The sequence below is a fragment of the Rhodococcus sp. WB1 genome (assembly GCF_001700945.1).
In the GTDB taxonomy this organism is placed as follows: domain Bacteria; phylum Actinomycetota; class Actinomycetes; order Mycobacteriales; family Mycobacteriaceae; genus Rhodococcus; species Rhodococcus aetherivorans.
In genome coordinates this window covers 4,967,239-4,980,964 of sequence record NZ_CP015529.1, presented here as the reverse complement: position 1 = coordinate 4,980,964, position 13,726 = coordinate 4,967,239, and the positions used below count along the sequence as shown (strand labels likewise).

The following is a 13,726-nucleotide window of genomic DNA, read 5'->3' as shown; positions in this document are numbered from 1 at the left end:
GCGGTGGACCCTCCCGCGGTCCGGTCACGTCGGTCAGGCCGGAGCCAGCTCGAGGTCGGGAGCGACGTACGTGTCGTACAGGCCCTTGGTGTACGAGAAACGCATCTCCGCGCCCCAGCGCACGAGCTGCAGGCAGCGCTGCTGCAACTGCGGGGTGTCGGCGCAGTCCAGCACGATCTGGTACCCGCGTTCGCCGTGGACGACATCCGAGGTGATGTGCAGGTCGAAGAACTCGATCTCGTCCTCGGTGAACCCGTACACCTCGCGCAGCGGCACGATCTGCTTCTTGTAGATGCTCGGCACCTGCGACTCGAGACCGACGACCAGGGCCGCGGTGGCGACCACGAAGTGCTCGCGCTGCGAGACCGCGTAGCACCACGCCTGCAGGCCGCGGGTGACGGCGTTCATGTTGTTCGGATCCTCGACGCGCTCGCGGGTGGTGCCGCACGCCTCGGCGAACTTGATGAGCAGGTCGGTGTGCCGGATGTCGGCCAGCTCCTCCTCGTACATGTTCTGCAGGGTGAAGTCCTTGGCGTCGGTGAACGTGTCGGGCGTGTTGGAGTAGATGTTCGCGAGGTAGTCCGCGAACGGGCCCACGTAGTGGTAGTGGTTCTCGGCCCACCGGGCGAAGTGGTGCTTCTCGAGCTTGCCCTCGGCCCAGGCCTTGCTGAACGAGGCGTCCTTGGCCTCGCGGCCCTTGATCGCGTTCTCGAGTGCGGCGCGGAACTCGTCGCGTCCGAGCAGTTCGGTCATGGTGGTTTCCCTTTCACGCTGTGTCGTGCGGTCGGGCTGGGGTTGATCCGCGACGTTGCGGAGAACGATCGAAATCGGCTGAGTGAAAGCCTGTTCCGGTCGGTTTCGAAACTAGTGCCGGCGTCGGGGTGCGGCCACGGCCACACTGACCGGAATGCGGCGCCGGCGGGGGTCGAAGTGCACAGTCAGTGCGCCACCGACGCGGTGATCGCCTCGAACTCCGCGAGCATCGCCGCGCCGACGGCCTTGTCCTGCTCGCCGTTTCCGCCGCTGATGCCGACGGCGCCGACGATCTGGCCGTCGAACACCAGCGGGAAGCCGCCGACGAAGATCGCGAACTTGCCCGGCAGCATGTGGCTGATGCCGAAGGCCTCGTTGCCGGGCAGGGCCGGCCCGTTGGGCGGTTCGTTGAACAGGTGCGTGGCGCGTTCGTGGCCCGCCGCGGTGAACGCCTTGGCCATCGCGATCTCGACACCCGTCAGCCGCGCACCGGGGAGGCGGTGCAGGGCGATGACGTTGGCGCTCTCGTCGCAGACGCACAGGGTCTGCTTGACGCCGATCTCCTCCGCCTTCGCGCGGCCGGCAGCGAGGAGGGGGAGCGCGTCGTCGAGGGTGATGCGATGAATTCGATGCATGGGTCTCCACTTTCGGTCTGCGGGAGTACCGGCCTGGCGGAGCGGGAAGCGAGGGTCCGGCCGGTGGATGCGTTTTCGCCAGTGGGCTATTTCTAACAGGGATGCGGCCACGGAGGGACGGTCAGAATCACCCGTACCCGACACAATTCGTGTACAAGTTGCACATCGCCTGCGGACCTTCGACTCTGGTACTTGATGAAAAAGGTGCACGTCGTCCCTCGCGCCGGCGCCCCGCTCGCAGAAAGCAGGTCGACATGGAACCGAGCCCGCGCCTGACCGTCCGGGGTCTGCTCGACGAGTCGCTGATGACCGGGGCGCGGATCGCGTCCGGGCACACCGCCCTCGACCGCGCCCTCACCTGGGCACTGCCGTTCAGCGAGGTCATGGGCCGATTCGACGACCTCGATGCCGTCGCCGTGTACGCCCGTCCGGAGGCGCTCGCCGGCAACGTACACGCCGTCGCGGCGTTGGCCGCGCGCGGCGCCGCCGCCCTCGTCGTGGACGGCTCGCTGCCCGCGACGACCGCGGAGTCGCCGCTGCCTGCGGGACTCGTCGTCCTCGAGCTGAGCTTCCCGATCGGCTTCGCGGCGCTCAACCGCCTCCTGGCCGAGCGTGCCCTGACGCAGGAGGTGCACGTGATGCGCTACTCGTCGCACGTCCACACCACCCTGGCGGGGCTGCTGCACCGGGGCGCGGGCATGACCCTGCTCCTCCGCGAGGTCTCGGCCCTCGCGCACCATCCCGCCGTCGCGCTCGACGCGCGCGGGCACGTCGTCGCGGTCCACGGCCTGGACTCCGCGACCACGGACCTCGTCTCCGACCGGCTTCCGCGGGCGCTGGCCGAACGGCAGGGCGCGGAGACCACGAGTGGATCCGGACACGGCCACGACACCCGGGTGGTGGAGCTGTCCGGCGATTCGGGACGCTGGACGTGCACCGCCAGCCCCATCCGCCTGGGCAAGCGGTTCGAGGGCTGGGTCGCGGTGCTTGCCGCCGGTCCCGGCCCGGGCCCGCACGAACTGGCTCAGCACGCGGTCGTCACCGAACAGGCGACGGCGATCATCGGCTCGGAGATGTTGCGGCAGCGCAGTGTCGACGAAGCGGAGGAACGCGCCCGCGGGGACTTCGTGCAGGCGCTCGTGCACGGCAGCTTCACCAGCCAGCACGACATGCAGGCGCGGGCCGGGTATCACGACATCGATCTGACCTCGACGTTCGCGGTGTTCGTCGCGGCCGGGCACGCCCCGGACGCCGGGGGTGCGGGCGTCGAGGGCTCGGGGAGCCTGCTGCGGCTCGCGCGGTACGCGGCGAGCGTGCTGCCGCACCCGGCGGTGCGGTCCTACGTCACCGTGATCGGGGACGTCCTCGTCGTCGTCCGTTCGCTCCGGTCGCGCGACCGGCGCGACGTCGAGGCGGAGATCGAGAAGTATGCCGAGGCCATGGCCCTGGACCTGGAGGACCGGCGCGGCCGGCCGGTGCCGGTCGCGCACGGCGCGCCCGCCGTCGGCGCGGACGAGATCCGGGAGAGCTACCGTCAGGCCCGGGTCGCCCTGGGAATCGGGCAGCGGCTGGGCTTGTCCGGCGCCGTCTCCTACCGCGACCTGCGCGGCTACGGCGTGCTCGAACTCGTCGCCGAGACCGACCGCAGCCGCCGCCTGGTCCGCGACGTGCTCGGCCCGATCCGCGCCGGAACCGACCTGCACGACACGCTCGTCGCGTACCTGAGCGCGGGTGGCAACGTCAACGCCGCGGCGCGGGAGCTCAACGTGCACCGAAACACGATGCTGTCCAAGCTCGATCGCATCTCCCGTGCGCTGTCGATGGACGTGCGCCTGCCGGAGAACCAGTTCACGGCGTGGCTCGCGATCCGCCTCGAGCTGCTGGACCAGGTCCACACCGCCGTGGACCGCGAGATCAACTACCGCTGAACAACGTTCACACGCCTGCCAGTTCGGGGTCGCGGCCGAGGAAGGACGCGGCCAGCCCCGCCGCGACGACGACGGCGCACACGACGAACAGCACGGGGTACGACCACGAGTCCACCGCGATGGCCACCCACGCGGCGCCGACCGCCGATCCGCCGAAACGGATCAGGTTGAACAACCCCAGCCCGGTGCCCTGGGCTCCGGCGGGCGAGCGCGTCGACCCGGCCGCGGCCGGGGTCTGTACGAGCGCGCTGCCCACCCCGGTGACCGCGAGCACCGCGACGACCGCCCAGTGGTTCGTCGCCGCGGTCGCCAGGACGGCGGCCAGGGCCGACTGGGCGACGATCAGCACCGCCAGCCCCGCCCGCAGCACCCTCCGGGCGCCCAGCCTGTCGGTCGTGCGGCCCACGATCGGGGCCAGGACGACCATCACGGCGGGCAGCGCGAACAGGATCGTCCCGGCCAGGGCTGTGGACACCCCCGCGCCGGTCAGGTACAGCGGCACCGCGAGCAGGGTCGCACCGAGGCAGAACATCTGACCGAACGCCGCGATCGCGCTGCGGGCGAACCGCGGTTCGGCCACGAGGCGGACGTCGACGAACGGCACCTGCGTGCGCAGGCAGTGCAGCACGAACCACACGAGCACGACGGCCGCGCCCCCGATCAGCGCGAGGGCGGCGGGCAGCGCCACGCCGGGCTGCGGGACCAGCGTCAGCCCGAGCACCAGCACCGCCGCGCCGAGCGTCAACGCGGCCGCGCCCGGGCCGTCGAGGCGCATGCGCCGGCCCTCGAACGCGGGAATCCAGCGCAGGGTCCCCGCGAAGCCGATCAGCGCCACCGGCACGAGCGGGACGAACACCCAGCGCCACCCCCAGTGGTCGGCGATCAGGCCGCCCATCGACGGTCCGAGGGCCTGACCGGCACCGTTGACCGCCGCCCAGGACCCGACGGCCCGCGCCCGCCGCTCGGGCCCGAACAACCACGCGATCAGGCCCATCACGGCGGGCGCGAACGCGGCGGCGGCGACACCGCCCAGCGAGCGCCACGCGACGAGCACCGCCAGGTTGGGGGCCGTCGCGGCGCCGGCCGAGCACACCGCCGTCGCCAGGAGCGCGCCGCAGTACACGCGCCGGCGGCCGAAGCGATCACCGATCCAGCCGGCCAGCGGCATCGACGCCGCGAACGTCAACAGGAAACCGGCGACGACGAGCACCCCGCTCTCGAGCGAGGTGCCGAAATCCGACAGGATCTCCGCCAACGGGACATTCACGACGTTGTTGCTGATCGTGCCGACCAGGGTTCCCGCCAGCAGGGCGGACAGCGCGAGCGGGGTTCCGGAATCGGCGTGCGCCGGGGCCGGAGTCGGCGCGGCAGTACGGGTGGTCATCTGTCTCCTGTGGCTCGCGAGCGATACGGCGGGGGCCGTGGCCTCACTGTCTCACCGCGCCCGGTACCGCCGCATCGGCGTCGAATTCGTAAACAGCACAGGCGGACGCGCCCGGAGTGTGCACCCTGCCCAAGGAATCGGGGTTCGCCCGGCGGAAACGGCGGAAGACACAAGTTCGTAGCAATTGTTCACGATCGCGCTACCGGAGGACACGGAAACGCAAAACAGGAACACACTGCACATCTACAGTTCGGGGCACTGTGCAAGGTTTGCGTTGACCAGGCATGAACGAGCGCGGAAAGTTCCACGAACACAGCCCCTCACTCGTTCTGCTCCTGACTTAGGACTCGAATTGGACGTACAACTCACAGCCGCCCACTGGGTCTACGTGGCCGGCATCGTCGTCATCCTGGCCACCATGGCCCTGCGGAAGAACATCGTGGTTCCCGCAGTCATCGGAACGTTCCTGACCGCCTTCGTGTTCTCCGGCAGCATCGTCACCGGACTGTCCTCGATCTTCAACGCCAGCCTCGTGGCCGCGAAGGAGCTGTTCAACATCTTCCTGATCATCGCGCTGGTGACCGCGATGCTCGGCGCGCTGCGGCAACTCGGCGCCGACCGGCTGATGGTCGCGCCGTTCCGCAGGGTCATGCGTACCGGCACCAGTAGCTTCCTCGTGCTGGCCGTCGTGACGTACGTGATCTCCCTGTTCTTCTGGCCCACCCCGGCCGTCCCGCTCGTCGGTGCCGTGCTGATCCCCGTCGCCATCCGGGCCGGCCTGTCGCCGCTGTCGGTCGGCATGGTCATCGCCATCTGTGGCCAGGGCATGGCCCTGTCGTCGGACTACATCATCAAGGTCGCACCGGGCATCTCCGCCACGGCGGCCGGTGCCGACGTCGACGCCGTGGCGGACAAGTCGCTCGTGCTGTCGCTCGTCGTCGGCGTGACCGCGCTGGCGATCACGTTCGTCGCGCAGCGCCGGACGTGGCGGGCGCCGTCGCCGGACCTGCTCGTCGAGTGGGAGGCCGAGGCCGACCGCGGCGCCGACGGCCCGGCCGGCGGCGGATCCGCCCCGACCCGGCAGCCGGTGCAGCCCGAGCCCGTGGGCGGCGGCCCCGCCGGTGGCCCCGACGGTGCCGCGAGCACGGCGACGGCCGTGATCGTCGCCGAGCGCGACCCCGGCAGCTACGAACTCGCCGAGAGCAGGGGCACCGCGAAGGCGTTCGCGATGCTCGTTCCGCTCGCCTACCTCGCCTTCATCGTGTATCTGCTGCTGGGCAAGTTCACCCAGGTGGTGCCGCCCCTGCAGGGTGGGGACGCCGCGGCCATCGTCGGTGGAATCGCGGCGCTCATCCTGTTCGCGGCCGCCGCGTCCAACGACAGGGGCGGCTTCCTCGAGACCACCTCCGAGCACCTCGTCGACGGTCTGGTGTTCGCCTTCAAGGCGATGGGCGTCGTGCTGCCGATCGCCGGCTTCTTCCTCATCGGCAACCCCGACTTCTCCGGTGCCATCCTCGGCTACGCGGACGGCGAGACGGGTCCGGGAATCCTGTTCGATCTCGTCAACGCGGCACAGTCGCACCTGCCGCAGAACCCGTTCGTCACGTCGTTCGGCATCCTGCTCATCGGCGTGGTGGCCGGGCTGGACGGGTCCGGCTTCAGCGGTCTGCCGCTGACCGGTTCGCTGTCCGGCGCGCTGGGCCCGGCGGTCGGCATGGATCCGTCGACCCTCGCCGCGATCGGGCAGATGGGCAACATCTGGTCCGGCGGCGGGGTGATCGTCGCGTGGTCGTCGCTCGTCGCCGTGGCCGGATTCGCCCGCGTCCCCGTCCTCGACCTGGCCCGCAAGTGCTTCCTGCCGGTGATGGCGGGGCTCGTGCTCAGCACGCTGTTCGCCGTCCTGGTCTACTGATTCGCCTGCAGCGCGGTCACTCTCGCGCGGAACGGTGCTTGTCGCGCGCGTCCTCACGCGCGCGGCAAGCACCGACGCGCGCGAGGACCGGTCCGGCATCCCGCCGGAGGAATCCCACCGGGACGGGACGGGTGTCCCTGGCGACCGGGACGCCGGGCGCAGCAGCCTCTCCCTCAGGCGCAGAGCGCGCCGGTACGACGGGAGGGACACCGAACCGATGAGCACAGTGAGCGTGACGGAGGACGGACGCACGGCCGCACGGCGCGCGTCGTCGAGCGCCTGGGCATGGTCGGGGGCCGTTGCCGGGCTCGCCGGGGTCGTCGCCATCCAGGCGAGCATGGGTATGGGCGCCGCCTACGACGAATCCACGGCCGGCAACGCGCCCGCGATCGCCGAGGCGTTCGCGGGCGAACGAACCCCACTGCTGGTGATGCACCTGTCGCTCATGGTGTCGACGGTGCTGCTGCTGATCTTCGCCGCCGGCCTGCAGCGCCGCCTGCGGATCGCCCTGCCCGAGGACAGCCTGCTGCCGTCGGTCGCGGCGTTCGGTCTGTTGCTCACGGCGACCGCCGGACTGCTCGGCGCCGGCCTGGACACCGAGCTGTTGTTCGGGCTGGGCGAGCCGGGACAGATGGTCGCCGAGTTCGCCGTCGTCGGCGCGCACTGGGTCGGCACGATCCCGTGGCTGTGGGTCGGCGCGGGGGTCAGCGGCCTGGCGGTGGCGGCCGCGTCGCTGCGCCACGGCGCGACGCCGCGGTGGCTGGGCTGGGCGAGCGTGGTGCTCGGCGGCCTGACCGTGCTGCTCGGGATCTCCCCGCTGCAATACATGGCCGGCTTCGTCGGTCCCGTGTGGGTGCTCGTCGCCGGCATCGGATTCGCCGTCTCCGACAGGGCGCGCCGATAGGCTGCCGCGCGACGGATCCGGCCGCGGGGCATACTCACCGCATCATGGCTGTTGCGGACGCATCCGAGACGGCGGCGGGCACCGGTGGCGCACCGGTGCCCGCCGCCGTCGTCGCCGTGCTCTCGGGGGGCCTGGCCGTCGCGGCCCTCGTGGTCTTCGCCACCGCCCGCCCGGACCTCGACTCCGATCAGCTGTTCTTCCTCGTCGACGCCGTGGGTGCCGCGGTGTACGGCACCGTCGCCGGCGTGGTGCTGGCGCGCCGGGTGCATCCGGTGCCGATCCTGCTGTCGCTCGCATCGATCGGCGTCGGGCTCTCGGCCCTGAGCTACGCCTGGACGAAGCTCGCGGAGGTGCGGCCCGGGCTGCCGTTCGCCGGGGTCCTCGCGCCGCTGCAGAGCACCGCGTGGATCCCCGGCACCCTGGCGTTGTTCCTGGTGGTGCCCTGGCTGGTCCGCGACACGCCGCTCGACCGGCGCACCCGCCTCGGCGTGCTCGCCGGTGCCGTGGTCACCGCGTGGTTCTTCTGGGCCCGCACCTTCACCGGCACCGCCGTCGGCTGGCTCGTGCTGCCCGTCGTCACGCTCGGCCTGCTCGCCGCTGCGGACATCACCTACCGGTGGCGGTGCGGCCCGGTCTCCGATCGCATCGGCCTGGGCTGGCTCGCGCTCGGCACCGCCCTGATGGCGGTGTCCTACATCCCGCTGGCGGTGCCCGGCCTGCCGTGGATGCTCACGCCGCTGCTGCACCTGGCCACGCAGGCGTTCTACCCGGTCGCGATCCTCGTGGTGGTGCTGCGGCAACGGCTGTGGGGGCTCGACCTCGCGGTCGGCCGCGCCGCCGTCGCCGGCAGCCTCGTCGCGGTACTCGCCACCGGCTACCTCGCCGTGACCGCCACCGTCGCCCTGATCCTGCCGACGGACGGATCCGTCGTCGCCCAGGCCATCGCCGCGGTCGCGGTGGCCCTGGCCGTGCAACCGGTGCGGGCCTGGCTGACCCGGCGCGTGCACACCCTCGTCTACGGCGAGGGCGACGACCCGGCGAGCGCGGTGCGCCGGCTCGGCCGGCACTTCGCGGGGGCGCAGACGCCGCGGCGGCTGCTCGAGGACCTCGCCGCCGGAGTCGGTGTGGCGCTGCGCCTCGAGTCGGTGACGGTGCGCCGCGGCGACGAGGCGCTCGCCCGATGGGGCACCCCCACCGGGCCCACCGAGCAGGTCGTCCTGCGCGACGGCCGGCTCGAGGTGACCGCCCCGCCCGGCGAGACGCTGGGGCCCCGCAGCTTCCGCGCGCTCGGCGAACTCGCCTCCGTGGTGGAGGCCGGGCTCGTGGTGCTGCGGTCCTCGGAGGAGCTCGACGCGGCGCGCGACCGGCTCACCGAGGCCCGGCTCGCCGAGCGCCGCACCATCCGCCGGGAACTGCACGACGGGCTCGGTCCGTCCCTCGCCGGTATCCGGCTCGGGCTGCAGGGCGCCCGCAACCTCATCGACAGCGACTCCGCCGGCGCCGCTCCGCTGATCGACTCGCTGCTGCGCGAACTCGACCACCAGGTCGAGGGCGTGCGCGAGCTCTCCCGGGGGTTGCTGCCGCCCGTCCTGGACGAGCTGGGTCTTGCCGCCGCGCTGGAGGAGATGTCGGCGGTCCACTCGCGCAGTGGATTCCGCGTCGACGTGGACGCCGATGTGCCACCGGGCCGGGGCGGGGCGGTCGTCGCCGCGGCGTACGGCATCGCCGCCGAGGCGGTCACCAACGCGCGGCGGCACAGCGGCGCCGACGGGTGCCGGGTGCTCGTGCGGGCGGCGGCGGACCGGCTCACCCTCGAGGTACGCGACGCGGGCCGCGGGCTGGACCGGAACGCGCGACGGGGCGTGGGGACGCACAGCATGCGCGAACGCGCCGAGGACGTCGGCGGCACCGTCGAGATCACGGCGGCGCAGCCGCACGGCACCGTCGTCACGGCGGACCTCCCGTGGGGGCCGTCGTGAACGCCCCCGCGGCGATCGCCGTCGCCGTCGTCGACGACCATCCGGTGTTCCGGCTCGGGCTCGTCGCGCTGCTGGGCACCCTCGACGGCATCGAGGTGGTGGCCCAGGCCAGTTCGGTCGCCGAGGCGCTCGAGGTGATCACCGCGGACGTCGACGTCGTGCTCATGGACCTCGAACTCGGGGACGGCTCGGGCATCGAGGCGACCCGGCAGCTGCTCGGGCGGTTCCCCGAGCTGCGGGTGCTGGTGGTGACGATGCACGAGGACGAGGAGTCGCTCGTCGCCTCGGTGCGCGCCGGGGCGCGCGGCTACCTCGTCAAGGGTGCCGACCCGTCGGGTGTCGAGCGGGCGATCCGCGCCGTCGCGGACGGCGAGGTCATCGTCGGTGCCGCCGTCGCCGCCAAGGCCATCGGGGCGATGGCCGCCTCCCGCACCCTGGCGCCGGCGGTGTTCCCGGAACTCACCGATCGCGAACGCGAGGTGCTGGACCTGATGGCGCGCGGGCACGACAACGCGACCATCGCCCGCCGGCTGGTGCTGAGCCCGAAAACGGTGCGCAACCACGTGTCGAACGTGCTCGGCAAGCTCGGCGCGGCCGACCGGTCGACCGCGATCGTGCGGGCCCGCGAGGCCGGTCTCGGGGCGTGAACGTCCGCTCGGTTCGGTCACGGACTCCGCTCGGTTCGGTCCTTCAGTCCGGGGGGCCCCGGCTCCTAGGGTGAACGAGGTCGGGCGTGACGGCTGTCACGAGCCGCCGCCCCTCGCATCCGCAAAGCACGGGAAGGAACCCTGCACTGTGACCTCCGAGGCATTCATCTACGAAGCCATCCGAACTCCGCGCGGCCGCGGCAAGAAGACCGGGTCGCTGCATTCGGTCAAGCCGATCTCCCTGGTCACCGGCCTGATCGACGAACTGCGCGTGCGGTTCCCGGACCTGGACGAGAACCGCATCTCGGACCTGATCCTCGGCGTCGTCGGACCGGTGGGCGACCAGGGTGCCGACATCGCCCGCACCGCCGTCACCGCGGCGGGCATGCCCGACACCGTGGGCGGCGTGCAGATCAACCGCTTCTGCGCCTCCGGCCTCGAGGCCGTGAACATGGCCGCGCAGAAGGTCCGCTCCGGCTGGGACGAGCTCGTCGTCGCCGGTGGCGTCGAGTCGATGTCGCGGGTGCCGATGGGCTCGGACGGTGGCCCGTGGGCCCTCGACCCGGCCACCAACTACGACACCTACTTCGTGCCGCAGGGTGTGAGCGCCGACCTGATCGCCACCATGGAAGGCTTCAGCCGCGAGGACGTCGACGCGTACGCGCTGCGTTCGCAGCAGCTGGCCGCGGCGGCGTGGTCCGGCGGGTACTTCGCCAAGTCCGTGGTGCCGGTCAAGGACCAGAACGGCCTGACCGTCCTCGACCACGACGAACACATGCGTCCCGACACCACCCTCGCGGGCCTGGCCGGGTTGCAGCCGTCGTTCGCGATGGTCGGCGAGATGGGCGGTTTCGACGCCGTCGCGCTGCAGAAGTTCCACTTCGTCGAGAAGATCGACCACGTCCACCACGGCGGCAACAGCTCCGGCATCGTCGACGGCGCCGCGCTGGTGCTCGTCGGCTCCGAGCAGGCCGGCAAGGACATGGGCCTGACCCCGCGCGCCCGCATCGTCGCCACCGCCACCTCGGGTGCGGACTCGACGATCATGCTCACCGGCCCCACCCCGGCCGCGCACAAGGTCCTCGCCGCCGCCGGCCTGACCGTGGACGACATCGACCTGTTCGAGATCAACGAGGCGTTCGCGTCGGTCGTGCTCAAGTTCCAGAAGGACCTGAAGATCCCGGACGAGAAGCTCAACGTCAACGGCGGCGCCATCGCGATGGGGCACCCGCTCGGCGCCACCGGCGCCATGATCACGGGAACGATGGTCGACGAGCTCGAGCGCCGCGGTGCCCGCCGCGCCCTCGTCACCCTCTGCATCGGTGGCGGCATGGGCGTGGCCACGATCATCGAGCGTGTCTGAAACTTCGGAAGGGACTGGGGAATTCACAGTGACTGAGAACAACATGATCGGCTGGGAGCGCGACGCCGACGGCATCGTGGTGCTGACTCTCGACGACCCGAACCAGGGCGCGAACACCATGAACGAGCTCTACAAGGCGTCGATGAAGGCCACCGTCGACCGCCTGGCCGCCGAGAAGGACGACATCACCGGTGTCGTGATCACCTCCGCGAAGAAGACCTTCTTCGCCGGCGGCGACCTGAAGAACATGATCAAGGTCGGCCCCGAGGACGCGCAGCGGATCTTCGACGAGGTCGAGGGCATCAAGGCGGACCTGCGCCGGCTCGAAACCCTCGGCAAGCCCGTCGTCGCCGCGATCAACGGCGCGGCCCTCGGCGGCGGTCTCGAGATCGCCCTGGCCACCCACCACCGCATCGCGGCCGACGTCAAGGGCGTGCAGATCGGCCTGCCCGAGGCCAGCCTGGGCCTGCTGCCCGGCGGCGGCGGCGTCACCCGCACCGTGCGCATGCTCGGCATCCAGACCGCGCTGATGCAGGTGCTGCTGCAGGGCAACAAGTACAACCCGGTCAAGGCCAAGGAACTCGGCCTGATCGACGAGGTCGTCGGCTCGATCGACGAACTCGTCCCCGCCGCGAAGGCGTGGATCAAGGCCAATCCCGAAGGTGGCGTGCAGCCCTGGGACAAGAAGGGCTTCAAGATCCCCGGCGGCACCCCCGCGTCGCCGTCGTTCGCGGCGAACCTGCCGGCGTTCCCCGCGAACCTGCGCAAGCAGCTCAAGGGCGCCCCGATGCCCGCCCCGCGGGCCATCATGGCCGCCGCCGTCGAGGGCTCGCAGGTCGACTTCGACAACGCGTCGAAGATCGAGGGCCGCTACTTCACCGAGCTGGTCACCGGCCAGGTCGCGAAGAACATGATCCAGGCGTTCTTCTTCGACATGCAGGCCATCAACTCCGGGGCGTCGCGCCCCAAGCAGGCCGACGGCACGCCGTTCCCGAAGACCACCTTCCGGAAGGTCGCCGTGCTCGGCGCCGGCATGATGGGCGCGGGCATCGCCTACGTGTGCGCCAAGGCCGGTATGGACGTGATCCTCAAGGACGTCTCGATCGAGTCGGCGCAGAAGGGCAAGGCCTACTCGGAGGGCCTCGAGGCCAAGGCGCTCGCCCGCGGCAAGACCACGGAGGAGAAGTCCGCGGCGCTGCTCGCCCGCATCACGCCGACGGCCGACGCCGCCGACCTGGCCGGCGCGGACCTGGTCATCGAGGCCGTGTTCGAGAACACCGGCCTCAAGCACAAGGTGTTCCAGGAGATCGAGGACGTCGTCGCGCCGGACGCGGTGCTCGGGTCGAACACCTCGACCCTGCCGATCACCGGCCTCGCCGAGGGAGTGAAGCGCCAGGAGGACTTCATCGGCCTGCACTTCTTCTCCCCGGTCGACAAGATGCCGCTGCTCGAGATCATCGCGGGGGAGAAGACCTCCGACGCGACGCTGGCCAAGGCGTTCGATCTCGCCCAGCAGATCCGCAAGACCCCGATCGTCGTCAACGACTCGCGGGGATTCTTCACCTCCCGCGTCATCGGCACGTTCGTCAACGAGGCGATCCGCATGGTCGGCGAGGGCATCGAGCCGGCCACGATCGAGCAGGCCGGTTCGCAGGCCGGCTACCCGGCTCCGCCGCTGCAGCTGTCGGACGAGCTGAACCTGACGCTGATGCAGAAGATCCGCAAGGAGACCGAGGCTGCCGCCGAGGCGTCGGGTCTGAAGGTGCCGCAGGACGATTCGACCACCGTCGTCGACTTCCTCGTCGACGAGGGCCGCCCGGGCCGCGCCGGTGGCGGCGGCTTCTACGAGTACGCCGACGGCAAGCGCACCCGCATCTGGCCGGGCCTGCGCGAGAAGTTCAGCAGCGCGCCCACCGACATCCCGATCCAGGACCTGATCGAGCGGATGCTGTTCATCGAGGCCATCGAGACCCAGAAGTGCTTCGACGAGGGCGTGCTGCGTACCACCGCCGACGCCAACATCGGCTCGATCCTCGGCATCGGCTTCCCGGCCTGGACCGGTGGCGTCGCGCAGTACATCGCCGGCTACCCGGGCGGTAAGGAGGGCTTCGTCAAGCGCGCCGAGGAACTCGCCGCCAAGTACGGCGAGCGCTTCACCCCGCCGGCGTCCCTGCGCTGACGCGCCCGTGCGTGGTTTTGGTAGCAATCGCTGCCAGAACCA

At 71.2% G+C, this 13,726-nt stretch carries 10 protein-coding genes; 7 read left to right on the top strand and 3 right to left on the bottom strand.

Annotation, left to right across the window (positions count from 1 at the left end; genetic code table 11):
- Positions 1–33: 33 nt before the first annotated feature.
- Positions 34–753, bottom strand: coding sequence for a TenA family transcriptional regulator (locus A4U64_RS22305; protein WP_006943160.1), 720 nt, complete (start codon positions 751–753; stop codon positions 34–36).
- Positions 754–938: 185 nt separating this feature from the next.
- On the bottom strand, positions 939–1,388 hold the full coding sequence (locus A4U64_RS22300) for a GlcG/HbpS family heme-binding protein (RefSeq protein ID WP_006943161.1): 450 nt from the start codon (positions 1,386–1,388) through the stop codon (positions 939–941).
- 254 nt (positions 1,389–1,642) lie between these two features.
- On the opposite strand from A4U64_RS22300, the gene A4U64_RS22295 reads away from it, so the two are divergent.
- Entirely contained in the window at positions 1,643–3,316 is a 1,674-nt protein-coding gene (locus A4U64_RS22295; RefSeq protein ID WP_029547126.1) for a PucR family transcriptional regulator, read from the top strand.
- A gap of 7 nt (positions 3,317–3,323) precedes the next feature.
- Here the strand turns inward: A4U64_RS22295 and A4U64_RS22290 are convergent, their stop codons facing one another.
- Positions 3,324–4,700 (bottom strand): MFS transporter, encoded by a 1,377-nt coding sequence (locus A4U64_RS22290; protein ID WP_065923129.1) that lies wholly within the window; start codon positions 4,698–4,700, stop codon positions 3,324–3,326.
- Positions 4,701–5,052: 352 nt separating this feature from the next.
- Between A4U64_RS22290 and A4U64_RS22285 the strand changes: the two genes are divergently transcribed.
- The 6 genes from A4U64_RS22285 to A4U64_RS22260 all read left to right on the top strand — a co-directional run bounded on the left by A4U64_RS22285 (position 5,053) and on the right by A4U64_RS22260 (position 13,684).
- Positions 5,053–6,612 (top strand): hypothetical protein, encoded by a 1,560-nt coding sequence (locus tag A4U64_RS22285; RefSeq protein WP_065923128.1) that lies wholly within the window; start codon positions 5,053–5,055, stop codon positions 6,610–6,612.
- Positions 6,613–6,829: 217 nt separating this feature from the next.
- Entirely contained in the window at positions 6,830–7,516 is a 687-nt protein-coding gene (locus A4U64_RS22280) for a hypothetical protein (protein WP_029547129.1), read from the top strand.
- Between the two features lie 44 nt (positions 7,517–7,560).
- Complete coding sequence (locus A4U64_RS22275; protein WP_065923127.1) at positions 7,561–9,495, top strand: sensor histidine kinase; 1,935 nt, start codon at positions 7,561–7,563, stop codon at positions 9,493–9,495.
- Positions 9,480–10,142, top strand: coding sequence for a response regulator transcription factor (locus tag A4U64_RS22270; protein ID WP_065923126.1), 663 nt, complete (start codon positions 9,480–9,482; stop codon positions 10,140–10,142). The genes A4U64_RS22275 and A4U64_RS22270 overlap by 16 nt, the downstream gene beginning before the upstream one ends.
- 148 nt (positions 10,143–10,290) lie before the next feature.
- Positions 10,291–11,505, top strand: a complete 1,215-nt coding sequence (locus tag A4U64_RS22265; RefSeq protein ID WP_006947448.1) for an acetyl-CoA C-acetyltransferase — start codon at positions 10,291–10,293, stop codon at positions 11,503–11,505.
- A gap of 28 nt (positions 11,506–11,533) precedes the next feature.
- The gene (locus A4U64_RS22260) at positions 11,534–13,684 is read left to right on the top strand and encodes a 3-hydroxyacyl-CoA dehydrogenase NAD-binding domain-containing protein (protein ID WP_065923125.1); all 2,151 of its coding nucleotides are present in this window, start codon (positions 11,534–11,536) and stop codon (positions 13,682–13,684) included.
- Positions 13,685–13,726 lie beyond the last annotated feature (42 nt).